At 68.4% G+C, this 22,474-nt stretch carries 21 protein-coding genes and 1 pseudogene; 13 read left to right on the plus strand and 9 right to left on the minus strand.

The annotated features are described in order from the left end of the window. Positions 1-247 precede the first annotated feature (247 nt). The gene (locus IPK27_16605; GenBank protein ID MBK8069182.1) at positions 248-1,210 is read right to left on the minus strand and encodes a 2OG-Fe dioxygenase family protein; all 963 of its coding nucleotides are present in this window, start codon (positions 1,208-1,210) and stop codon (positions 248-250) included. 162 nt (positions 1,211-1,372) lie between these two features. Here IPK27_16605 and IPK27_16610 point away from each other — a divergent pair, with 162 nt between their 5' ends. Beyond that, positions 1,373-1,765, plus strand: a complete 393-nt coding sequence (locus tag IPK27_16610) for an MAPEG family protein (GenBank protein ID MBK8069183.1) — start codon at positions 1,373-1,375, stop codon at positions 1,763-1,765. 16 nt (positions 1,766-1,781) lie between these two features. Here the strand turns inward: IPK27_16610 and IPK27_16615 are convergent, their stop codons facing one another. The 6 genes from IPK27_16615 to IPK27_16640 form a co-directional block, all read right to left on the minus strand. Next, positions 1,782-3,515 (minus strand): cation:proton antiporter, encoded by a 1,734-nt coding sequence (locus IPK27_16615; GenBank protein MBK8069184.1) that lies wholly within the window; start codon positions 3,513-3,515, stop codon positions 1,782-1,784. A gap of 5 nt (positions 3,516-3,520) precedes the next feature. After that, on the minus strand, positions 3,521-5,122 hold the full coding sequence (locus IPK27_16620) for a hypothetical protein (protein ID MBK8069185.1): 1,602 nt from the start codon (positions 5,120-5,122) through the stop codon (positions 3,521-3,523). Positions 5,123-5,185: 63 nt separating this feature from the next. After that, complete coding sequence (locus tag IPK27_16625; GenBank protein MBK8069186.1) at positions 5,186-5,563, minus strand: GtrA family protein; 378 nt, start codon at positions 5,561-5,563, stop codon at positions 5,186-5,188. Continuing rightward, positions 5,563-6,492 (minus strand): WxcM-like domain-containing protein, encoded by a 930-nt coding sequence (locus IPK27_16630; protein MBK8069187.1) that lies wholly within the window; start codon positions 6,490-6,492, stop codon positions 5,563-5,565. The genes IPK27_16625 and IPK27_16630 overlap by 1 nt, the downstream gene beginning before the upstream one ends. A gap of 107 nt (positions 6,493-6,599) precedes the next feature. Next, positions 6,600-7,625, minus strand: a complete 1,026-nt coding sequence (locus tag IPK27_16635) for a glycosyltransferase family 2 protein (protein ID MBK8069188.1) — start codon at positions 7,623-7,625, stop codon at positions 6,600-6,602. Beyond that, positions 7,594-8,622 carry a DegT/DnrJ/EryC1/StrS family aminotransferase gene (locus tag IPK27_16640; protein ID MBK8069189.1) on the minus strand — a complete coding sequence of 343 codons (1,029 nt, stop codon included), beginning with the start codon at positions 8,620-8,622 and terminating at the stop codon, positions 7,594-7,596. Before IPK27_16640 ends, IPK27_16635 begins: the two co-directional genes overlap by 32 nt. 176 nt (positions 8,623-8,798) lie before the next feature. Here IPK27_16640 and IPK27_16645 point away from each other — a divergent pair, with 176 nt between their 5' ends. From IPK27_16645 to IPK27_16660, 4 genes and pseudogenes are all read left to right on the plus strand, one after another. Further along, a complete protein-coding gene (locus IPK27_16645; GenBank protein MBK8069190.1) occupies positions 8,799-9,215 on the plus strand; it encodes a DUF350 domain-containing protein in 417 nt (138 codons plus the stop codon). A 347-nt stretch (positions 9,216-9,562) separates the two neighbouring features. Then, the gene (locus IPK27_16650; protein ID MBK8069191.1) at positions 9,563-11,389 is read left to right on the plus strand and encodes an FAD-dependent oxidoreductase; all 1,827 of its coding nucleotides are present in this window, start codon (positions 9,563-9,565) and stop codon (positions 11,387-11,389) included. Between the two features lie 190 nt (positions 11,390-11,579). Continuing rightward, positions 11,580-13,401 (plus strand): annotated as a pseudogene (locus IPK27_16655) (2-oxoacid:acceptor oxidoreductase subunit alpha). A gap of 235 nt (positions 13,402-13,636) precedes the next feature. Next, on the plus strand, positions 13,637-14,692 hold the full coding sequence (locus IPK27_16660; GenBank protein ID MBK8069192.1) for a 2-oxoacid:ferredoxin oxidoreductase subunit beta: 1,056 nt from the start codon (positions 13,637-13,639) through the stop codon (positions 14,690-14,692). A gap of 15 nt (positions 14,693-14,707) precedes the next feature. Here the strand turns inward: IPK27_16660 and IPK27_16665 are convergent, their stop codons facing one another. After that, positions 14,708-14,917, minus strand: a complete 210-nt coding sequence (locus IPK27_16665) for a hypothetical protein (protein ID MBK8069193.1) — start codon at positions 14,915-14,917, stop codon at positions 14,708-14,710. 308 nt (positions 14,918-15,225) lie between these two features. Between IPK27_16665 and IPK27_16670 the strand changes: the two genes are divergently transcribed. The 8 genes from IPK27_16670 (at position 15,226) to IPK27_16705 (ending at position 21,474) form a co-directional block, all read left to right on the plus strand. Continuing rightward, positions 15,226-15,795, plus strand: a complete 570-nt coding sequence (locus IPK27_16670) for a hypothetical protein (protein MBK8069194.1) — start codon at positions 15,226-15,228, stop codon at positions 15,793-15,795. Positions 15,796-15,887: 92 nt separating this feature from the next. Next, complete coding sequence (locus IPK27_16675; GenBank protein MBK8069195.1) at positions 15,888-16,457, plus strand: hypothetical protein; 570 nt, start codon at positions 15,888-15,890, stop codon at positions 16,455-16,457. A 632-nt stretch (positions 16,458-17,089) separates the two neighbouring features. After that, the gene (locus IPK27_16680; GenBank protein MBK8069196.1) at positions 17,090-17,533 is read left to right on the plus strand and encodes a universal stress protein; all 444 of its coding nucleotides are present in this window, start codon (positions 17,090-17,092) and stop codon (positions 17,531-17,533) included. Between the two features lie 16 nt (positions 17,534-17,549). Next, positions 17,550-18,665, plus strand: a complete 1,116-nt coding sequence (locus IPK27_16685; protein ID MBK8069197.1) for an ABC transporter permease — start codon at positions 17,550-17,552, stop codon at positions 18,663-18,665. Between the two features lie 11 nt (positions 18,666-18,676). Continuing rightward, positions 18,677-19,450, plus strand: a complete 774-nt coding sequence (locus tag IPK27_16690) for an ABC transporter ATP-binding protein (protein MBK8069198.1) — start codon at positions 18,677-18,679, stop codon at positions 19,448-19,450. Between the two features lie 40 nt (positions 19,451-19,490). Further along, a complete protein-coding gene (locus IPK27_16695; GenBank protein ID MBK8069199.1) occupies positions 19,491-20,459 on the plus strand; it encodes an MCE family protein in 969 nt (322 codons plus the stop codon). Beyond that, on the plus strand, positions 20,456-21,091 hold the full coding sequence (locus tag IPK27_16700; protein MBK8069200.1) for a membrane integrity-associated transporter subunit PqiC: 636 nt from the start codon (positions 20,456-20,458) through the stop codon (positions 21,089-21,091). Before IPK27_16695 ends, IPK27_16700 begins: the two co-directional genes overlap by 4 nt. Before the next feature lie 2 nt (positions 21,092-21,093). Continuing rightward, a complete protein-coding gene (locus tag IPK27_16705; protein MBK8069201.1) occupies positions 21,094-21,474 on the plus strand; it encodes an HNH endonuclease in 381 nt (126 codons plus the stop codon). Positions 21,475-21,577: 103 nt separating this feature from the next. Here IPK27_16705 and IPK27_16710 read toward each other — a convergent pair whose 3' ends face one another. Further along, positions 21,578-22,474, minus strand: a complete 897-nt coding sequence (locus IPK27_16710; protein MBK8069202.1) for a GGDEF domain-containing protein — start codon at positions 22,472-22,474, stop codon at positions 21,578-21,580.

Raw genomic sequence — 22,474 nt, forward strand, 5'->3', positions numbered from 1 at the left:
ACAGCGGATAGATCAGTGCCGCACACAACCCGCAGGCAGCGCCGACGCGCAGGATCCCGGGCTCCAGTGGATCAGCAGGGGTCAGGGTAGACATCGGTGAGTTCCGCGGGCGGTGGCGGGTTGGACGTCACCAGGCGGTGGTCGGTTACGCCGCGGGGGCGCGCGGAAACGAAGCAGGCTCCGCTTTGCGGCGGGGTCCGGCGCAGGGAACACCTGATGGGCCTGCAGGGTCGCGCCCCCCGGTTGTCTAGTGGCCATTAATTCGAATTATTTTCGCGCCCGTTGCCCCGAATGCGTCGGTGTTCGTCGTCGCCATAGCCCTGCCATGACCTCCGGTTCCCGCCCGCAACCAGTTGCTGGCGTTCAAGCCGGCGCGCGGCATGCCGCGCAAGCCGCCGGCTTTCACCCTCCTCTCGCCTGGCCTCGGGCCAAAATGCATCGGAAATTTCTTCAACCAACTAATGGCAGGGGACCCTAGCCGGGATCCAGGAAACCCCTCGGCCCGCCAGGTGATGACCAGGGTGTCGCGGTGGCCGTTGGCGCCGTCGGGTTGCAGCGGCGTGGTCTCGTGGATCACGCGGTGGTCGTCGAGCAGGATGGTGGTGCCGGGCTCGCTCATGGTGAAGCGCAGGCCAGCGGGACCGTCGGCTTCGAAGATGCGCGATTCGCCGCCGCGCACGGCGACGCGGTCGACCAGCACCACGGCGACGAAATCGACCCCGTCGCGGTGCGCGCCTTCGGGCGTGGGGCGGCCGATGCCGCTGGCGGTGTCGATGCGGAACTGGTGCAGTTCGACGTAGGGGACGGGGCGGGCGGCGGCCTGCGTGGCAAGGGCTGAAAGCGCGAACAGCAGTGCTTGCAAGCCCGGTTCGGCGAGCGTCGCGTCGGTGACTGGTGCGAACCAGCGCTCGAAACCGCCATGCAGCGCGTTGTAGTCCAGCGGCTGCCAGTGCGGGCGCTGCACGCGTTCGCGGATGCTGCAGCCGTCCTCACCCAGGCGCAGCGAGGCGTGGCGGCGGAAGCGGTAGCGACCACCGTCGCGCAGGTGCGGGTCGGGTGGCAGATCGTCCCAATGCCGCGCCAGCGCGGACCAGGGATGCGGCTGGACCAAGGCCAGCGTGCGCGCAGCCGACAGACGCACGAAGCCCTGACCGCGCAGGGTCTCCGCTGGCGTGGCATCGCCGAGGTTCCAGTCGAGGGTCTGACGCACGCGTGGGCACCTCCATGTTCACCGGGTCTGCGTATCCGCGCAGGGGAGGCAACGATAGACGCGGCGCGGAGGGCGGCGCACGGGCAAGCGCGCGCCACGCCGTGATTGCCACCCGACGCCCGCCGGGCCAGACTGGTCCAGCCTTCCCACGGACGCCCTGCGATGACCGCCTATCCGCTGAGCATGCTGGTGCTGCTGCTGATCGTGCTGCTGCAGTTGTGGATGATGATGCGCGTGGCCCGCTGGCGCGGGCGCAGTGGGATCAAGGCACCGGCGATGACCGGCGATCCGGCGCTGGAACGTGCGATCCGGGTGCACATGAACACCCTGGAGCAGCTCGGCATGTTCCTGCCAGCGCTGGCCGTGTGTGCCGCGTATTCCGGTGATCGCTGCACCGCGGCGATCGGCGCGCTGTGGCTGGTCGGGCGCGTGATGTACGCGATCGGCTACCAGCAGGAAGCCGGCAAGCGCTCGATGGGCTTCCTGGTGACCTTCCTGGCACTGGTGTCGGCGCTGCTGGCGGGCGGCTGGGGCCTGCTGAAGACGCTGATCTGAACCGGGGCGGGCGCGCTCAGCTGCGCAGGCGCGCAATCTCCGCCTCGCGCTCGGCCTGCACCCGCAGCTCCACCGCATCCAGCGGCAGGCCGGTGCCTTCGAGCACCCGCGCGGCCAGTTGCAGGCCGGCCTCGACGGTTTCCGGCACCACCTCGCTGGCGCCGTGGTCGAGCAGCCGCCGCGCGTGGCGCCGGTCGCGGGCGCGCGCATAGATCGGCAGTCCGGGGGCGAACTCACGCACCGCGCGCACGATGTGGTCCGCGGCGGCCACCCGGTCCATCGTCACCACCAGCGCGCGGGCGCGGTCCAGGTGCGCGCGGCGCAGTGTTTCCAGCCGCGAGGCGTCGGCATAGTGGACCGGCAGGCCCAGCGCACGCGCCCGCGCGACCTCCTCGGCATCCAGGTCGAGTGCGATATACGGCAGGCGCTCGGCATCCAGGATGCGCGCCATCGACTGGCCGACGCGGCCGAAGCCGGCAATCACGAGGTGGCCGTCGAGTTCACCCAGGTCGTCCGGGTCGAAAGTGCGCTCGGCCAGCGTCCGCTGCTCCATGCGCTCGCCCCAGCGCCGCGCGAACAGGGCCACCGTAGGTGTCAGCAGCATGCTCAGGCCGGCGACGATCAGCATGAACTGGCTGGTGGCCGGCGGCAGCAATTGCAACTGGCCGGCCAGGCCCAGCACCACGAAGGCGAATTCGCCCGCCTGTCCGAGCAGCAGCCCGGATTCCAGCGCCACCGCACGCGACAGGCCGCACAATCGGCACAGCGCGGCGATGATGATCGCTTTCAGCAGCATCAGTACGATCACGGCCGCGGCGATGCGCAGCGGATCGGCCAGCAGCACGCGGCCGTCGATGCCCATCCCGACCGAGATGAAGAACAGGCCCAGCAGCAATCCCTTGAACGGCTCGATATCGACTTCGATCTGGTGGCGAAACTCGGTCTCCGCCAGCAGCAGGCCGGCGAGGAAGGCGCCGAGCGCCATCGACATGCCGGCGGCATGGGTCAGCAGCGCGCTGCCGATCGCCACCAGCAGGATCGCGGCCATGAACATCTCGGGATTGCGGGTGGCCGCGACCATCCGCATCAGCGGCCGCAGCAGCAGGCGCCCGACGAGGTAGATCAGCGCCATCACCAGCAGCGCCTTGGCCAGCGCCAGGCCAAGCTGGCCGGCGATGCCCACGCCATCGTGGATTCCAAGCACTCCGACCAGAAACAGGATCGGCACCACCGCCAGGTCCTGCAGCAGCAGGATCGAGAAAGTGGTGCGCCCGAGCGGAGTGCCGAGTTGGCGCCGCAGCGTCAGCAACTGCATCACGATGGCGGTGGACGACAGCGCGAACGAGGCGCCGAGCAGCGTGGCCGCCTCGGCGCTGGCGCCGAACACGAGCGCCACCATGGCGATCGCCACCGCGCTGACCAGCACCTGCGCACTGCCGAGGCCGAACACCAGCCGTCTCAGCGCCCACAGCCGCTCGATCGACAGCTCGAGGCCGATCACGAACAGCAGGAACACCACACCCAGCTCCGCCAGCTGCTGCACTCCCGCAAGGTCGGTGATGGTCAGCTGCGACAGCCAGGGCAAATCGCGCGTCAGCAGTCCGAGGCCGAAGGGCCCGATCAGGAAGCCGACCAGCAGGTAGCCGAGTACCGGGTTGAAGCGCAACCGGCTGAGCAGCGGCACCACGATCCCGGCCGCCACCAGGAACAGCAGGATCTCGCGCAGGTAGGGCAAGGCGGGCGGGTGCATCGCGCTCATCCGGGCGGCGTCAGGCCACACACCGGCAGCGCCGCCTGCAACGCGGCGATCCACCGGGCGGCGTCGGCGGGATCAGGCGCCGGCAAGTCGATGATCCGGCGCTCGCGCTGCGACCAGCAGGCATAGCGTTCCGGCCAGCGCGCGGGCGCGGGGTCGTACAACCGCGCCACGTCTTCACCCAGCAGGTGCTGGAAGCGCCGAGTCTGGAACTGCGTCAGCATGCCGCCGGCGATCCGTTCGTGGCGCTGCGCGATCTCGCCGGGCAGGGTCGGCAGCACGCGGTCGAGCATGCCTTCGCGCTGCAGCGGCGGCAGCGCGATCGCCCCCTGGCCATTGCGCAGCAGGGCGACCTGGCCATCGAGTTCAGGCACCAGCAGCAGGGTGTGGCCGGGATGCGTGTCGACATAGGCCGGCAGGGCCGCAACCAGCGCCGCCGATCCCTGCTGCGCGTCGCGCACGCGCGCCAGTTGCGGCAGCACCAGGATCGACCCGGCGACCACGGCAAGCGCGGCCAGCGCCGCCGCAGGGTGCGCGGCGCGCGCACCGGCCGGCCGCGCCAGCTGCACGCCCAGCGCCACCGCCGCCCAGGCGAATGGACCGTAACTGAGCCGCCCGCCCTCGCCATGCGCCAGCAGCGTGCCGAGGTTGAGCACGGTGGCCAGCGCCATGCCGCCGCTGGCGCACATCAAGGCCAGCGCCAGCCTTCGCTGGGGCCCGCTCGCGCCGGCGAAGGCGAGCGCCAAGGCCAGCAGCAGGCCACCGAGGTAGGGCCAGGTCCAAACACGGTCCCCTGCGGTCAGCGCATTCCACCAGGGGCCGGCGGAAGCGATCGCCGCGCTCACCCGCGCCAGCCAGTCGACCTGCGCCTGCTCCGCGTTCGGCGTGGCGTAGACCCAGAAAGCGTGGCCGAACAGATGCGCACGCCAGGCGAAGAACAGCCCAAGCAGGACCAAGGCGAGCGCCAGCGCCGTCCAGCGCGCGGCGCCGTTGCGGCCTGGCCATGCGAGCGCCAGCAATCCCAGTTGCAGCGGATACACAGCCGCCGATTCCTTGAACAGCAGCCCGAGCGTCAGCAAGCCCGCCAGCGCCAGCGGCATCCACGCGCGCGGCGGCGCTGCGCCCGGCGTGCCGGCCCAGAGATACGTCGCCACCAGCGTGAGCAGCGTGACCCAGCCATCGGCGCGCGCCGACAGCCAGTACACCCCTTCGGCCAGCGTGGGCGCCAGGCCGAACACCAGCGCCGCGAGCGCCGCAGCCAGCCGCGCCGGCACCCCGGCGTGCGCCGCGAGCCGCAACACCAGCAGCGCCACCAGCGCGGTGTTGGCCAGGTGTACCAGGTAGTTGGCCGCGTACCAGCCGGGGTAATGGCTGCCTGCGATGGCCTGGTTGGCCGAGAGGCTCAGGATCGACAGCGGGCGATAAGCGGAACCCTCCGCAGATATCCCCTGGAAAAAGCGTGCCCAGGTATCCGACCACAACCGACCCTGCTCCGCCCAATGGTGGAAGTGGTGCAGATTGGTCAGGTCGTCGCCCAGCCACCAGCCGCCGAAACCGGGCGCATGGGCCAGCGCCACCAGCAGCAACGGGACTGCGAGCACCCACCGTTGCGAGTGGCTGTGCGGGTTCAAGTGAATGCGTGCGATCGGCTCATCGCGCATACGCTAACCGATCGGCGGCGGACGATCGCTCAGGGCGCGACGCGAAAGCACGAAGGAAACCGGCACATTGAGGCCGATGGCCAGGGCCGCAGCGATGCGCGGCCCAAGCCCGAGCCAGGTGGTTCCGACATGGATGACCGCACTGCTGAAGCCATACGCGAACAACTGCACGCCGAGGTAGGCCAGCGCCTTGTGACGCGCCAGCGTTGCGCGGAAGGCCACCCGCGTATGCAGCACGAAACCCATTGCCAGGCCGATCAGGAACACCGTGAACCAGGCCAACTGCGGGTGCCACCAGATCACCAGCACGCAGTAGATCGCGTAGGTGACCACGGTGTTGAAACCACCGACCATCACGAAGCGCAGACCCTGCTGCAGCATCAGGAAGCGGCCCCCGCGAGCGCGAGGAATTCTGCATAGTCGCGGATGTAGTCGCCGCCGTCGTAGGGCTCGGATGCGAGCACCATCAGCACCGCGTCGGCCGAATAGCGGTATTGGGTACCCCAGATCATCGGCGGGATGTAGAGGCCGAGGTCCGCGCGGTCCAGGCGGTATTCAGCGCGCCGCCGGCCGTCGTCCACCATCGCCGTGACCTGGCCATGAACGCACACCAGGAACTGCGCGCAGCTGCGGTGCGCGTGCTCACCGCGCACCTCGGCACTCGGCACCGCGTAGACCAGGAAGCAGCGCTGCGGCACGAAGGGCAGTTCGCGCCCGAACTCGGCCGCCGCGAGCGAACCGCGCATGTCGATGGCACGCGTCAGCGGGCGCAGTTCGACGCCGCCGATGCCGCTCGCGCCGGTCGCGGGCGCCGGGAGCACGGTGTCGCTTCCGGCGACCTCGGTCGTGTGCGTGTAACCGACGATGCGCGCCGGGTTACCGACCACAATGGCATTCGGCGGTACCGAACGCAGCACCACTGCGCCGGCGCCGACCATCGCCCCGGCGCCAATGGTGATGCCCGGCAGCAGCGTTGCATTCGCACCGATCGACGCCCCCTTGCGCACAAGGGTCTGCAGGAACGCCGGCGGCCGCTGGCGGCTGCGCGGGAAGCGGTCGTTGCTGAAAGTGGCGTTCGGCCCGACGAACACATCGTCCTCCAGGCGCACGCCGTCCCACAGTTGCACCCCGCACTTGACCGTGACTCGGTCGCCGACGATCACGTCGTTCTCGACGAACACCCCGTCGCAGATGTTGCAGTCCGCGCCGATGCGCGCGCCCGGCAGCACATGCGCGAAGGCCCACACGCGGGTGCCCTCGCCGATGTGCGGGCTTTCGCAGAGGGCTTGCGGGTGGATCAGGATGGGCATGGATGCCTTCGGTTAGCCGGGAAAAGGATTTTGTCCGCAAAGGACGCAAAGGACGCAAAGGGAAAGCTCAGGCATTTCGGCTTGACGGCGACCTAGCCGAACCCTTTTCAATTTTCGCTCTTCTTTGCGTCCTTTGCGTCCTTTGCGGACAACTGCTCTTTCCGGCCGACCGGTGCACCCTGAGATGACTCGGCACGCATCACCACCGCCAGCGGGCGCGCCTTGGTGTTCTCGAAGGCGCGCCAGACGTAGCTGCCGATGATGCCCAGTCCGAGCAAGTTGATCCCGGCGAAGAACAGGATGGTCAGCACGGTGGCGGCATAGCCTGGCACCGGCACAGCGCCGGAGAGCTTCGCCGCCAGCACGATGAGCGCCAGCAGCACCGAAGCAAGCAGACCCAGGCCGCCAGCAAGCGTGAACAAGCGGATCGGCAGATCGGAGAAGGCGAACACGCTGTCCGACAGGTACTTGAGCTTGCCGCGGAAGGTCCAGGCGCTCTGGCCGATCTCGCGCGGCTGGCGCACATAAGGCAAGGCGAGGCGGCGAAAGCCCAGCCACAGGATCTGGCCCACCAGCGAGGTATGCGATTCGCTGAACCGGAGCAGGTGCCGGCGGAAGGCATCGTTGCAGCCGAACACATCGATGCCGCCGGGCGGCAGCTCCTTCTGCACCAGCTTGCGGTAGCTCCACCAGAACAGCCCCGAGGCCATCCGGTCGAAGAACGGATCGTGCCGCCCGGCGCGGTGGCCGACGACCACATCGGCGCGGTCCGCGCGCAACTCGGCGAAGAACTGCTCGATCAGCTCGATCGGCTCCTGCAGATCCGCCGCCATCACCGCGCTGCAGGGCGTGCGCACCACCGACAGGCCCTCGCGGATGGCGGCGAATGAGCCGAAATTGCGCGACAGCAGCAGGAGCTGTGCGGCGAAGGGCTGCGCCGGCAGCGCCGCGGCCAGGCGCGCGTGCGAATCGTCCGGGCTGCCGTCGACCACGAACACCAGCTCGATCCCGCCCGGCACGCGCGCGTGCAACTCGGCCAGACGCAGCAGCAGCGGCGCGATGTTGCCCGCGTTGCGGTACACCGGCACGACCACCGTGCACTCAGCCGAAGGCGCGAACGGCTGCGATGACATGCTGCACCTCCTCGTCGGTCATGGCCGGGTGGCAAGGCAGGGTCAGGATCTCGCCGACCGCCTGCTCGGTGGCCGGCAGCGCCGGCGGTGAAGCCGCACGCCAAGCCGGCTGCAGGTGATCGGCAACCGGATAGTGCACATCGCAGCCGACCCCGCTGCGGGTCAGGTGCTCGCGCAGGGCTTCGCGCCGCGCGTGGCGCACCAGGTACAGGTGGACCACATCGTCCTCGCCGCCGCGACCAGCCAGCGGGCGCGCCGGGCTCCCCTGCAGGCCCGTGTCGCAGGCCCGCGCGATCGCTCGTCGCCGCGCATTCTCGGCGTCCAGGTGTGGCAGTCTGGCCATCAGGATGGCCGCCTGGATCTCGTCCAGCCGCGAGTTGCGGCCATGGTCCAGGGTCACGTGGTACTTCGATTCCCAGCCGTACTGGCGCAGCGCGCGCAGGCGCGCCGCCAGCGCGGGATCGTTCGTGATGAGCGCCCCCCCGTCGCCGAGCGCGCCGAGATTCTTGGTCGGGTAGAAACTGAAGCAGCCGATGACGCCGAAGCTGCCGGCGCGCCGCCCACCGCGCTGCGCGCCGTGTGCCTGGGCGCAGTCCTCGATCAATGCGATGCCGCGCGCCGCACATTCGGCCGCGATGGCCTCGACCGCCGCGAGGCGCCCGTACAGGTGGGTGACGATGACCGCCCGCGGCTGCCAAGCCAGCAGCGGCGCCAGCGCTGCGGCATCCATCAGCAGAGTCTCCGGATCGATCTCGGCGTAGAGCGGCAGGCCGCCGCAAGCGCGGATCGCCACTGTCGCATAGCCACCGGCATTGGCCACCGCAACGACACGGTCGCCAGCTCCGACGCCGACTGCGCGCAGCGCCAGTTCCAGCGCATCCGAACCATTCGCGACGCCGATGGCCTGCGCCACGCCACAGTAGCGCGCGAAGGCCTCCTCGAAGCGCGCCACCTCGGGTCCGAGGACCAACCGCCCGGACGCCAGCACGCGCTCGATCGCGGCACGGATCGCCGCCAGGTGGGGCGCCTGGACACGTGCGGCATCGAAAAGAGGGACGGCGGGCAAGGCGAGCTCGCGCAGGGGACTCGGGGCGAAATCTACAGCATCGCCACGGCGCCACCGCCGCCGGGCGCGCGGCTATGCTCGCGCCATCGCGCCACCCGGAGCCGCCCATGTGGACCTCGGCTGAGACCTCGCTGCAGGGCCTGCCCGCCTTCCTCGCCTACTTCGGCCTGTCCATCGCGCTGACGATGCTGTACCTGCTGATCTACACCCGGCTGACCCCGCAGTATGAGTTCACCCTGATCCGCTTGAACAACAACGCCGCCGCCACCGCGCTCGGCGGCTCGTTGCTGGGCTTCGCGCTACCCTTGCACAGCGCCATCACCAATGCGATCAGCCTGCTCGACTGCGCCCTGTGGGGCCTGGTCGCGCTGATCGTCCAGGTGCTCACCTTCCTCGTCCTGCGCCTGGTGCTGAACGGCCTGCCCGACCGCATCGCCCGCGGCGAACAGGCCGCCGCCAATTTCGTTGCCACGGTGTCGGTGAGCGTGGGGCTGCTGAATGCGGCGTCGATGACTTACTACTGAGAAGCCGGTTGTGGGTTGTGGGTTGTGGGTTGTGGGTTGTGGGTTGTGGGTTGTGGGTTGTGGGTTTGGGCGAAGCTCGCACACCGCAAGCCTGTGGGAGCCGACTCCGTCGGCGATCTTTCCGACGGCCGCAAGCAAGAGATCGCGGCTGTAGCCGCTCCCTCTGTCTGTCGGCCTGCCGGCCTTTGATCCTGCTGCCCAAAACCCACAACCCAGAACCCACAACCTTCCCGGCCAAGGGCCCACGACCGCCCGCCGGGCAACTCGCGAAGCCCTGACCCACCGCAACCTCCAGGCCTCATCGGAAAGAGTAGACTCGCCGCGCGCAGGCCTTCAGGGAGGCATCGATGCAGTCGACGGACATCCGGCAGCCGGACTACTTTCACAAGGTGGTCGATTGCCAGTGGGCCTGCCCGGCGCATACGCCGGTGCCGGAGTACATCCGCCTGATTGCGGATGAGCGCTACGCCGACGCGTACATGATCAACTGGAAGTCGAATGTGTTCCCGGGCGTGCTCGGGCGCACCTGCGACCGTCCGTGCGAGCCGGCCTGCCGCCGCGGACGGGTCGAGGAGACCGCCGGGCACACCCCGGAGCCGGTGGCGATTTGCCGCCTCAAGCGCGTCGCCGCCGACTACAAGGGCGATGTCAGCGAGCGCATGCCCGAGCCTCCCGCCCAGCGCAATGGCAAGCGCGTCGCCTGTGTCGGCGCCGGCCCTGCTTCGCTGACGGTCGCACGCGACCTGGCCCCGCTCGGCTACGAGGTCGTGGTGTTCGATGGCGAGACCAAGGCGGGTGGCTTCATCCGCTCGCAGATCCCGCGCTTCCGCCTGCCGGAATCGGTGATCGACGAGGAAGTGGGCTATGCGCTGCGGCTGGGCGCCGAGTTCCGCGCCGGCCAGCGCATCGATTCGATGAAGGACCTGCTGGCGCAGGGCTTCGACGCGATCTTCGTCGGCTGCGGTGCGCCGCGCGGGCGCGATCTCGACATTCCCGGCCGCCGCGAGGCCGCCGCGCACATCCACATCGGCATCGACTGGCTGGCCTCGGTGTCCTTCGGCCACGTGCACAAGGTCGGCCGGCGCGTCATCGTGCTCGGCGGCGGCAACACCGCGATGGACTGCTGCCGCTCGGCGCGCCGTCTCGGCGGCGAGTTCGTCACCGTCGTGGTGCGCTCGGGTTTCGACGAGATGAAGGCCTCGCCGTGGGAGAAGGAGGACGCGCAGCACGAGGGCATCCCGATCCGCAATTACCTCGTGCCGGTGGCCTTCCTGCACTACGACGGCGTGCTCTCGGGCATGCAGTTCCAGAAGGTGCGTCCCGAGATCGACGCGCAGGGCCGGCGCCAGCTGCTGCCGACCGGCGAGCCGGACGTGGAGATCGACTGCGACGAGGTGCTGATCGCGGTCGGCCAGGAAAACGCCTTCCCGTGGATCGAGCGCGATGCCGGCGTCGAGTTCGACCGCTGGGGCCTGCCGAAACTGGACCCGAAGACGCACCAGTCGACCCACCCCAAGGTTTTCTTCGGCGGTGACGCCGCCTTCGGCCCGAAGAACATCATCTGGGCCGTGGCCCATGGGCACGAAGCCGCAGTCTCCATCGACAAGCTGCTCTCCGGCGAGGACATCGCGCATCGCCCGATCCCGGCGCCGCTGCTGGTGTCGCAGAAGATGGGCATCCACGAATGGGCCTACGACAACGACATCACCGCCGCGGCGCGCAACAAGGTGCCGTGGGCACCGCCGGAGCAGACCCTCAACAACATCCAGATGGAGGTCGAGCTCGGCTTCGATCCCAAGCTGGCGTGGAAGGAAGCCCAGCGCTGCCTCAACTGCGACGTCCAGACCGTGTTCACGCTGAACAAGTGCATCGAGTGCGACGCCTGCGTCGACATCTGCCCGATGGACTGCATCAGCTTCACCGCCAACGGTGAGGGAGCCGATTTGCGCCAGCGCCTGACCGCGCCGGCGCTGAACCTGACCCAGGACCTGTACGTCGCCGACGGCCTCAAGACCGGCCGCGCGATGGTCAAGGACGAAGACCTCTGCCTGCACTGCGGCCTGTGCGCCGAGCGCTGCCCCACCGGCGCCTGGGACATGCAGAAATTCTTCCTCGAAATGATCCACGCGGGGCCGGGGTGCAGGTCCGCGGAACCCCTGAGGTCCGCGGCGTGAGCGCAGAGTTTTTGTCCGCAAAGGACGCAAAGGACGCAAAGAAGAGCGGAACCGGAATTGCGCCTGGCGGATGGCTGCGGACCTCGGCTGGCGACCGCTCGCGTGTGCCGAAATTCATCTGTTCTCTCGCTTCTCTTTGCGTCCTTTGCGTCCTTTGCGGACAAAAAGGCCTTTCCCGACAGAGCCCCGCATGCTGACCGCCACCAACGACTTCGTCATCAAGTTCGCCAACGTCAACGGCTCGGGCTCGGCGTCGGCGAACGAGCTGTTCGCCAAGGCGATCCTGCGCATGGGCGTGCCGGTGAGTCCGCGCAACATCTTCCCGTCGAACATCCAGGGCCTGCCGACCTGGTACGAGGTGCGGGTCTCAGAGGCCGGCCATCTCGGGCGGCGCGGCGGCGTCGACCTGATGGTCGCCATGAACCCGCAGACCTGGGCCACGGACGTGGCCGAGGTGGACTCGGGCGGTTACCTGTTCTACGACAGCACCAAGCCGATGCCGCCATCGGCCTTCCGCGAGGACATCAATGTCATCGGGATGCCGCTGACGCTGCTGACGGTCAAGCACTACGACGACCCGCGCCAGCGCCAGCTGCTGAAGAACGTGCTCTACCTCGGCGGGCTCTCGTACCTGATCGGCATCGAGCCGGAGGTGGTCGAGAAGCTGCTCGGCGAGCAGTACCAGGGCAAGCCGCAGCTGGCGCAACCGAACATCGACGCCTTCCGCCTCGGCCGCCAGTGGGCAGCCGACAACCTGAAGCCGATCGGCCTGCAGGTCAGGCGCGCGGACAACGTGGGCGACCGCATCTTCGTTGACGGCAATACCGCTGCGGGCCTGGGCTGCGTGTACGGCGGCGCGACCGTGTGCGCCTGGTACCCGATCACCCCGTCGACCTCGGTCGCCGAAGCCTTCGAAAAATACGCACGCAAGTTCCGCACGACGCCCGAGGGCCAGAAGAAGTACGCCATCGTGCAGGCCGAGGACGAGATCGCCTCGATCGGCATGGTGGTCGGCGCCGGCTGGAACGGCGCGCGCGCCTTCACCGCCACCATCGGGCCCGGGCGTGTCGCTGATGACCGAGTTCATCGGCCTGGCGCACTTCGCCGAAATCCCGGCGACGATCATCAACGTGCAGCGCGGCGGCCCGTCGACCGGCATGCCGACGCGCACCCAGCAGGCCGACATCCTTGCCTGCGCCTGGGCCTCGCACGGCGATACCAAGCATGTACTGCTGTTCCCCGAGGATCCGCACGAGGCCTTCGAATTCTCGGCCACCGCGCTCGACCTCGCCGACCGCCTGCAGACCGTGGTGTTCGTCATGCTCGACCTCGACATCGGCATGAACCAACGGCTGTGCAAGCCCTTCGAGTGGGACGATGCGCGCGTGCACGACCGCGGCAAGGTGCTGGGCTACGACGAGCTGGAAGCCGGCAGGGCCTTCGGCCGTTACCGCGACGTGGATGGCGACGGCATCCCCTTCCGCACCTGGCCCGGCACCCATCCGCAGCGCGGCGCCTTCTTCACCCGCGGCACCACCAAGAATGTCGACGCCGGCTATTCCGAGCGCGGCCCGGACTACCTCGACAACATGCACCGGCTGGTGCGCAAGTTCGTCACCGCGCGCGGCCTGGTACCGCAGCCTGCGCTCACCCCGGCCACACGCCCGACGCGCATCGGCGTGCTCTATTACGGTTCCACCAGCCCGGCCATGCATGAGGCCGGCGAGCGCTTCGCCGCCGAGGGAATCGCGGTCGACCTGATGCGCATCCGCGCCTACCCCTTCCCGGAATCCGTGCGCGACTTCGTGCTCGCCCACGATCAGTGCTTCCTGGTCGAGCAGAACCGCGACGCCCAGCTACGCACCTTGCTGGTGCAGGAATATGGCCTCGATCCCGCCCTGATCCAACCGATCCTGCACTACGACGGCACCCCGATCACCGCCCGCTTCATCATCCGCACCATGCGCGACTGCCTCACTCGCACGCTGGGGCAGGAAGAGAGAGCGGCGTGAGTCTTTCACGAGGGCACGAGGGCACGAGGGCACGAGGGCACGTGAAGAGCGCGCCCGATCGGTGCGGTGAATCCAACCGCGAGAGCGGGAATGCCGTCATGACCCTGCGGCATCGCGCCGAAGACCCTGAACCGCGACATGCGTCGCCTCATGCACTCGTGCCCTCGTTCAAGGCCCTCCTGCCCTGCCGCCGATCGATCCCGCACATCCGCGCCGTTCACCGCCTGACCCCGCCATGACCTACCTCGCCAAACCCAAACTCCATCATCCGAGCCTGAAGCCGAACAAGGTTGGCTTCACCCGGCGCGACTACGAGGGCCGGATCAGCACCCTGTGTGCGGGGTGCGGGCATGACTCGATCTCTGCGGCGATCATCCAGGCCTGCTGGGAGCTCGACATCGAGCCGCATCGGGTGGCCAAGCTGTCGGGCATCGGCTGCTCGTCGAAGACCCCGGATTATTTCCTTGGCCAGTCGCACGGCTTCAACACCGTGCACGGGCGCATGCCCTCGGTGCTGACCGGCGCCTACCTCGCCAACAGCGATCTGCTCTACCTCGGCGTGTCGGGCGACGGCGACTCGGCGTCGATCGGTATCGGCCAGTTCGTGCATGCGATGCGGCGCGGCGTGAACATGGTCTACATCGTCGAGAACAATGGCGTTTACGGCCTGACCAAAGGCCAGTTCTCGGCCACCGCAGATGCCGGATCGAAGAGCAAGAAGGGCGTGGTCAACACCGACAGTCCGATCGACCTGGTCGGCCTCGCGCTGCAACTGGGCGCCAGTTACGTCGGGCGCAGTTTCTCCGGCGACAAGGCGCAGCTGGTGCCGCTGATCAAGGGCGCGATCCACCACCGCGGCGCCGCCTTCATCGACGTCATCAGTCCCTGCGTGGCCTTCAACAATCACGCCGGCAGCACCCGCAGCTACGACTACGTGCGCGAGCACAACGAGGCGGTGAACCGCCTCGACGTGATCGAGGGCCGCGCGCCGATCGAAGTGGCGCAGCCGGACGAGGGCATGATCGAAGTGGCGCAGCACGACGGCAGCCTGCTGCGCCTGCGCAGGATTGGCGCCGACTACGACCCGTGCAACCGCATCGGTGCGCTGGACTACATCACCCACCACCATGAGAAGGGCGAGGTGGTGACCGGATTGCTCTACGTGGATCCCGAGGCGGCGGACTTCCACCAGCATCTGAACACCGTGCGCACGCCACTGAACAAGCTGGGCACCGCCGATCTGTGCCCCGGCAGCGCCGCGCTGGCCAAGCTCAACGCCAGCCTGCGCTGAGGCGCCGGCGACGGCTCAAGGCGGCGCCTCGACGCGCTGCCATTCGAAGTCGCCATAGATGCCGCCGTAGGGAATCTGCAGCACCTTCCAGCGCGCGCCGCAGACGCTGCAGTGCACCTCGATGACGGCCGGAAACCGACCGCTCTCGCGATCGATCACGATCTCTGCGAACTTCTCTGGCGGGTCGCCGAGAAAGCCGCGGGGATCCTGGCAGATGCAGGCCATCAATCAGCTCCCATGCCACCAGTCGTGAGGCTAGTGTGGTGTTCCGTAATTAAGTTGAAGAAATTTCGATGAATTTTGCGGCGGGCAAGGCGAGAGGAGGAGTCATAGCAGGGCTATGGCGCGACGAGCAACGCATCGGCGCAAAGGCGCGGAAATAATTCAAGGTAATTACGGAACACCACACTAGCAGACCGGCGCCCGCGCCACCGACTGCGGTCAACGCGCGGCGGCGAACCACCTCGACAGTCCCGACTACCCTTGTCACAATCGATACCGATCCACTCTGCCGCACTTCCGGGAACGCGACGATGAACTGCATCTGTCCGTCTGTACGAGTTCGTCACGGCCTGGTCGCTCTCTGCCTGGCGGGGGCCGCCAGCGCGGAGACAACGGGAGAGCTGCCGATCTACGCCGACGGGTTCGAGGACGCAACCTGTGTTCCGCCCTACGCCACCTTCTTTCCCTTCGAGTGGAGCGATCTGTACCAGCAGCAATGGCCCGGTTACAACAATTCGGTGCGGTTTACCCCGCCGGCACTCTCCTATGTCACGCTGCGCTTCACTGCGGGGCCTGCCGGCCAATTCGGAGAACTGCTCGGCACCCCCGTCCCACCGGGCGCCAATAGCCTGGGCCTGGTGTCCATTTCGCGGACGCCAGGGTGCTTCGATCCTGCCTACACCGGCGCGCGCTGCATTTCGGAACTCGCCCAGATCCAGAGCGTGACCTGGACCACCGGCAGCAGCCCGTTCCGCTGCGAACTGGTGCCCGGCCAGACCTACTACGTCAACCTCACGCTGGGAGGCAATCAGGGCCCGGGGCCGTACTGCCCGCGCGAACAGGAGCAATGCATCCTGGAGCTTGGGCAGTACCTGAACTGATACCTGGGCGGCGCGCGATCAATGCTGGGGGTTCCATTGGTGAGGATGTCGATGCCCAGCCCAGGTCGGCGGATGCTGGAAGACCATGCCCCGTGCGCGCCGTGAGCGATTGCGCGCGACTCCTCGGCCTGTTTCTGGCGAGTTCCCTGCTGCTTTCGATGCCCTCCCTTGCGTGCAGCCCGGCTGCCTTCCCCGAACAGGCATTGCGCGATGGCGGCGTCGGCATGCGCATGGTGGTCATCGGCGAAGTGATCTCGATCCGGGCCTCCGGGCGCCTGGACGCGCTGCGCCAGCACCGGGCAGCGATGCAGCGCCACGCGATCGAAGCGCAGGCTCCCCCTGACAACGTCCCCTCCGCGTCCGGCGCGCCACCGCCCCCGCCGGTCGAGATGGTGATGGCACCCACACTCGCCGCGTCGGCCGATCCCCAGATCCAGGTCGAGCTGTTTGTCTACGAACGCCTGAAGGGCGAGGCCCCGGAGACCCTGATGGTGCCTGCCGGCGGCCAATGCGGCCAGGTTCCCCGGGTGGGCCAGCATGTGCTGGCGATGGTTTCGCAGGCGGGCCCAACGCACCTGATGCTCGGTCCCGGCCTGACGCCGTTCGCCCCGTCCTGGCTGGAGGAGGTACGCCGCTGCATGCGCGGGGGCTGTACACCGTGATGCCGGTGGCCGCCGCGCCCTGAACACCCCCGAACTGATCGTCGTGGCCCCGGTGTTCGAGGATGTCGCGGCGGCCAGCAGGCGCAGCGCATGGTGGTGATGGACTCGGACAGGAAGGATGTGCCGGCGGCGGCGCCTGCCTTCAGGTGTTGCGGCGGATGGCGTTGCGCCGGGAGTGGGAGCCGATTGCCCGGGCATCGATGGGCCAGCACCTCTGGCAGGGAAATGAGGGTTGCCTTGCCCTCCCTGTTTTCGAGGCAGGCGCTTTGCCAGGAATGATGGGGCGGATTGCGGCTTCGGGATTCTGGATTCTGGCCTTAAGATCAAGAGCAAGAGCGTTTCGGCCTGGCGGCCGAAACGCATTTGCTTGTGAAGCGAGAAGCGAGAAGCGAGAGCCGAGAGGCGAGAGGCGAGAGGCGAGAGGCGAGAGGCAAAGATCGCGGGCAAAGCCCGCTCCCACATAGCCAATAGCCCAAGAACCCAACAGGCCACTGCGCCATGATCGATGCGACCCACTTGATCACGGGGAGCACCCGCCCGAGGAGGGCAAGACCCTCGATCTTGGCCCCGATCAATCCCCCTACGCCCAAACGAGCTAGGATGAGGTCATCCACCCACCGCGAGGTGCCGCCATGTATCGACACATCCTGGTCCCGATCGACGGCTCCGAGCTGTCGCAGCGCGCCACCGCGACCGCCATCGAGCTGGCCAAGCGCGTAGGCGCGAAGCTCACCGGCATCTACGCGGTGCCGGAGTACATTCCACCGGTGGACGCGATGGTCCCGGTCTACCAGTTTCCGTCGCCGAACGAGTACGTGAAGCAGGCCGCGGTGGAGGCCGAACTGGTGCTCAAGGACTTCATCGCGGCCTGCACTGCGGCGGGCGTCGACCATGCGACGACGCATGGCATCGACAGCCACCCGTGGAAGCTGATCCTGGCGACGGCCAAACAACTCGGATGCGACCTGATCTGCATGTCCTCGCACGGCCGGCGCGGGATCGCAGCGCTGATCCTTGGCAGCGAGACGCAGAAAGTGCTGACGCACAGCGAGTTGCCGGTGCTGGTGGTCCGCTGACTCAGCAGTCCAGCGCATGACGGCAGCCGATTTCACCCTGGACGATGCGCAGGGCGTGCTGCGCCTGGTGGGCGACTGGACGGTCGCCGGGCTGCCGGCGATGGAGCGGCGCACCCAGCACCTGCATGCCGGTGGCGATCACCGGCCAGCGCGGGTGGATGCCAGCGGCCTGACCGCACTCGACACGGCCGGGGCGCTGCTGCTGATCCAGCGCTGGCTGGGACGCGCACCTTGGCCGCCGATCGATGGCCTGCGCAGCGCCGACCACGACCTCCTGAATCTCGTCGGCGAGCGCATCGCCGCCCCGCGGATGAAGAAACGCAAACCTTTTGGCCTGCTGCCGATGCTGGAGCGCGCCGGGGTGGCCACCGAGTTCGCCTGGATGCAGCTCAAGCTGCTGCTGGGCTTCTTCGGCCAGACGCTGACCACCGCGCTGGCGATCGCTGCAGGGCGACAAAAACTGCGCTGGACCAGCGCGGTGCACCACATGGAGCGCGCGGGCCTGGATGCGGTGCCGATCGTCTGCCTGCTGAGCTTCCTGGTCGGCGCGGTGGTGGCTTTCCTCGGCGCCACGGTGCTGGCGGATTTTGGCGCCCAGGTGTTCACCGTGGAGCTGGTGAGCTTTTCGTTCATGCGCGAGTTCGGCGTGCTGCTGACCGCGATCATGATCGCCGGGCGCTCGGGCAGCGCCTACACCGCCGAGATCGGCATGATGCGGGCGCGCGAGGAAATCGACGCAATCCGTGCGCTCGGGCTCGACCCGATGGAACTGCTGGTGATTCCGCGGGTGCTGGCGCTGCTGGTGGTGATGCCGGTGCTGAGCTTCCTCGCGGTGCTCTCCGGCATCATCGGCGGCGCGCTGGTCGGCGGCACCGAGCTCGGAATCTCGCCGGGCCTGTTCCTGGCGCGGATGCAGGAAACCGCGGAACTCCGCCATCTCCTGGTCGGTCTTTCGAAGGCGCCATTGTTCGCGATCATCATCGCGCTGGTGGGCTGCCTGGAGGGCCTCAAGGTGCAGGCCAGCGCTGAATCGGTCGGGCGCCACACGACGTCCTCGGTGGTGCAATCGATCTTCCTGGTCATCCTGGTGGATGCCATCGCAGCGATCTTCTTCATGGAGATGGACCTGTGAGCGAGGTGGTGATGAGCGTGCGCGGCCTGACCAACCGTTTCGGCGCGCAGACGGTGCACGAGAACCTGGACCTCGACATCCACAAGGGCGGCGTGCTCGGGATCATCGGCGGTTCCGGCGCGGGCAAGAGCGTGCTGATGCGCTCGATCCTCGGCCTGCAGCCCTACCAGGCCGGGCGCGTGTGGTGGTTCGGACAGGAGGTGGCGCAGCTGCCGGAGGCCGACCGCCGTGCGCTGGAACGGCGCATCGGCGTGATGTTCCAGGACGGCGCGCTGTTCTCCTCGCTGACCGTGTTGGAGAACGTGATGGTACCGCTGAAAGAGCACAGCCAGCTCGACGAGCATTTCATCGCCGAAGTGGCGCGGCTGAAGATCGCGCTGGTTGGACTGCCACCGGATGCGGCCGACAAATACCCCGAGGCGCTGTCCGGCGGCATGCGCAAGCGCGCCGGGCTGGCGCGGGCACTGGCGCTCGACCCGGAGATCCTGTTCTTCGACGAACCGACCAGCGGTCTGGACCCGATCGGCGCGGCGGCCTTCGACGAGCTGATCTCCACCCTGCACCAGGCGCTGCACCTGACCGTGATCCTGATCACCCACGACCTCGACAGCGTCTACCGCATCTGCGAGAAGATCGCGGTGCTGGCCGACCGCCACGTGATCGCGGTGGATGCGCCCGAAACCGTGCAACAGATGGACCATCCGTGGATCCGCGAGTGCTTCCAGGGCCCGCGCGCACGCATGGCGTACACTCAGGCGCGCACGCTCGCCGCGGTGTCGCCATGAGCGTCCTTTCACTTTTCACTTTTCACTTTTCACGGCCCTGATGGAAACCCGCGCCCACCACGTCCTGATCGGAGCCTTCGTGTTGCTGACCCTGCTCGGCGGGCTGCTGTTCTCGCTGTGGGTGGCCAAGGTCAACCTGGATGCGGAGTTCGACGAGTACGACGTGCTTTTCCGTGAGACCGTGACCGGGCTGACCAAGGGCGCGGCGGTCAATTTCAACGGCATCCAGGTCGGTGAGGTACGCCGGCTGACGCTGGACAAGGCGGATGCGGCGAATGTGCTCGCGCGGGTGCGGGTGGACGCGGCGACACCGATCCGCAGCGACACCTCGGCGCGCCTGACCTACACCGGGCTGACCGGGGTGGCGATCATCGAACTGGTGGCGGGCAAGCCGGATGCACCGCCCGCCGAGCCGCCCGAGGGCGCGGAAGTGGCACTGATCGTGGCCCAGCCGAGCACCTTCCAGAAGTTCATGACTGATGGCGGCGACGTGCTGACGCGCGTGAGCGAGGCCCTGGGCCGGATCAACCAGGTGCTGAGCGACGAGAACATCGCGCGGCTGGACCAGACCCTGGCGCATGTCGAGGCGGTCGCCGCGCAGTACGACAGCGACAAGGCCGCGCTGGGCCAGACCTTCCGCAATGCCGACCAGACTTTCGCCGACCTGAGCGCAGCGGCCGACCGGGTCGAACGCCTCGCCGCCGATGCCGGTGAGACCCTGGAACGCGCCGACCGCATGCTCGCCGGAGACCTCCAGGGCTCTGCGAAGGACCTGCGCCAGACGCTGGCCTCACTGCGCGCGATCGCTGCCGAAGTCGACCAGCTGCTGGCCACCAACGCCGCCCAGATCGAGCAACTTGCGCAGCAGGGCGTGCCCGGCCTGAACGCTGCGCTCGGCGACCTGCAATCTCTGGCGGCCAGCCTCAACCGCATCGCCACGCGGCTGGAAACCGCCCCGGCGGACTACCTGCTGCAGCGCGACCGACCGAAGGAGTACCGCGGCAAATGAGACTGGCTCGATGGCTGGGACCGATGGCTTTGGCGCTGGCGCTGGGCGGCTGCCTGGGCGGGCTGCTCCCGGAAACAGGCGAGCGCGCGCAGTACGCCTTCCCGGATCCCGCGGCGATGAGCGTCGACCGGGCGTTGCCGGGCGCGGTGCTGGTGGAGATGCCGAGCGCGGTAGCCCCGCGCGATGGCAGCGACATTCTGGTGCTGCGCAGCGACGGTGAGTTCCAGTGGCTGCCGGGGGCGCGCTGGGCGGCTGGGGTGCCGCAGCTGCTGCAGGAGGCGATCGCGCGGCAGATCGAGGCGGCCAAGGCCGCGCCGGCCGCCGTGCGCCTGGCCCAGGCACACGCCGTGCCCTTCCGCCTGGGCGTCGAGATCCATGGCTTCGAACTGCGCGAAGAGGGCGATAGCTTTGCCGCGCACGGCAGCATCAGCCTGCGCCTGGTGTGCACCCGCGACGCGCGCCTGCTGGCCAGTTCCGAGCCGATCAGCGTGGAAGCGCGTCCAGTCCCGACGGGCACTGCAACGGCTACCCAGGCGATGCGCCAGACCGCCGCGCTGCTGGCACGCCAGGCCACCCTGTGGCTGGCGCGCAGCGATGTCAACGGCTGCGTCCCGCAACCCGACGCGTCCTGAGCGTGGCGGCACGCCTGCGCCAGTTGTTGCTTTCGGCCGCCCGCAGCGACAGCAGCGCGGAGGCCAGTGATCGCGGCTGGATCACGCGCTGCCTGCATTGCCGCAGCCGCATCGGAATCAGCACGGACGGCGAGCCGTGGCCCGGCACGACGCTGGAGCATGTGGTCCCGCGGGCGTGGTTCGGCAAGCCGGCCGCGGCCGCGCTGGTGGCACGGGTCGGGACGGCGGACGACCCGCGCAACCTCGCCCTGGCCTGCGCCCGCTGCAACCATCAGAAGGGTCGCGGTCCGGATGCGCAAGGGCCGGCGGATGCCAAGGCGCGGGCGATCGTCGAACGGCTGCTGGATACGCGGATGTTGCGCTGGCGCGCGCCGGCGGGGTGAATCGGAAGCGCCGCCGGGGCGCTCGCGAGGGGTCGGTCGCAAGAAACCGCTGGGCCGCTGCGCGGCGCAACGGGATATGCAGGTGCGATCCGCAGCCGCTTGATCAGTCGCTTTCGACGATCCGGTTGCGTCCGCCGACCTTGGCCTTGTACAGCCCCGCATCGGCGGCGCGCAGCAAATCGGCCGCGGTCAGCATTTCGCCGTTCTGGTGGGCGATGCCGATGCTGACGGTGACCCGCAGGCGGGCCCCGTCGTCCAGCGGAAGGTCGGTGCTCTCCACGGTGGCGCGGATGCGCTCGGCCAGCGTGCGGAAGTCTCGCTCCGACAGGAGTCCGCCGAATACGATGAACTCCTCGCCGCCGAGGCGCCCGGCGACGATCTCGGGATCCAGCAGCGACTTGACCAGCGCGGCGAAGCCGACCAGCACGCGGTCACCGCCGAAATGTCCATGGCGATCGTTCACCTGCTTGAAGTGGTCCAGGTCCAGGATCATCAGGCGCAGACGGCTGGGCTCGCTGCGTCCGCGGTCAAAGGCATGCTCGAGCATCTCGCGCGACTGGCGCCGGTTGTAGAAGCCGGTCAGCTCGTCGTAAACCGCATGGTTGAGCAACTCCCGGTGGTAGCCGGCCTCGGAACTGCCCTCGCCGAAGAACTTGAGTTCGCAATTGCCCACGCGCAGGCGGTCGCCGTCGCGCATGCTGCGGCGCTGCACGCGCTCGCCGTTGACGTAGCAGCCATTGGTGGAGCCGAGGTCCTCGACGACGAATTCGCCGCCATCGCGGAATACCCGGCAGTGGTGGCGCGAGACACTGCTGTTGCCGATCACCAGCCCGCAGTCGTCGGCGCGTCCGATCACCAGCGGCGTGGTGTCGATCCGCGCCTCGACGCCGAACTGCGGGCCATTGATCACCACCACGCAAGCCGGCTCGCGCTTGGGCTTGAGCGCGGGAGGCACCACAACCTTGGTCGTGGTTTGCTGGCCCTTGCGGCGCGCGACCAT

The organism is Rhodanobacteraceae bacterium (genome assembly GCA_016713135.1).
Lineage (GTDB): Bacteria > Pseudomonadota > Gammaproteobacteria > Xanthomonadales > SZUA-5 > JADKFD01.

Bases quoted from the DNA above. Each gene is read 5' to 3' on its own strand.
- IPK27_16610 (MBK8069183.1), top strand. From the start codon at position 1,373: ATGACCGCCTATCCGCTGAGCATGCTGGTGCTGCTGCTGATCGTGCTG.
- IPK27_16615 (MBK8069184.1), bottom strand. From the start codon at position 3,515: ATGCACCCGCCCGCCTTGCCCTACCTGCGCGAGATCCTGCTGTTCCTG.
- IPK27_16625 (MBK8069186.1), bottom strand. From the start codon at position 5,563: ATGCTGCAGCAGGGTCTGCGCTTCGTGATGGTCGGTGGTTTCAACACC.
- IPK27_16630 (MBK8069187.1), bottom strand. From the start codon at position 6,492: ATGCCCATCCTGATCCACCCGCAAGCCCTCTGCGAAAGCCCGCACATC.
- IPK27_16635 (MBK8069188.1), bottom strand. From the start codon at position 7,625: ATGTCATCGCAGCCGTTCGCGCCTTCGGCTGAGTGCACGGTGGTCGTG.
- IPK27_16645 (MBK8069190.1), top strand. From the start codon at position 8,799: ATGTGGACCTCGGCTGAGACCTCGCTGCAGGGCCTGCCCGCCTTCCTC.
- IPK27_16650 (MBK8069191.1), top strand. From the start codon at position 9,563: ATGCAGTCGACGGACATCCGGCAGCCGGACTACTTTCACAAGGTGGTC.
- IPK27_16660 (MBK8069192.1), top strand. From the start codon at position 13,637: ATGACCTACCTCGCCAAACCCAAACTCCATCATCCGAGCCTGAAGCCG.
- IPK27_16665 (MBK8069193.1), bottom strand. From the start codon at position 14,917: ATGGCCTGCATCTGCCAGGATCCCCGCGGCTTTCTCGGCGACCCGCCA.
- IPK27_16670 (MBK8069194.1), top strand. From the start codon at position 15,226: ATGAACTGCATCTGTCCGTCTGTACGAGTTCGTCACGGCCTGGTCGCT.
- IPK27_16680 (MBK8069196.1), top strand. From the start codon at position 17,090: ATGTATCGACACATCCTGGTCCCGATCGACGGCTCCGAGCTGTCGCAG.
- IPK27_16685 (MBK8069197.1), top strand. From the start codon at position 17,550: ATGACGGCAGCCGATTTCACCCTGGACGATGCGCAGGGCGTGCTGCGC.
- IPK27_16690 (MBK8069198.1), top strand. From the start codon at position 18,677: ATGAGCGTGCGCGGCCTGACCAACCGTTTCGGCGCGCAGACGGTGCAC.
- IPK27_16695 (MBK8069199.1), top strand. From the start codon at position 19,491: ATGGAAACCCGCGCCCACCACGTCCTGATCGGAGCCTTCGTGTTGCTG.
- IPK27_16700 (MBK8069200.1), top strand. From the start codon at position 20,456: ATGAGACTGGCTCGATGGCTGGGACCGATGGCTTTGGCGCTGGCGCTG.
- IPK27_16710 (MBK8069202.1), bottom strand. From the start codon at position 22,474: ATGGTCGCGCGCCGCAAGGGCCAGCAAACCACGACCAAGGTTGTGGTG.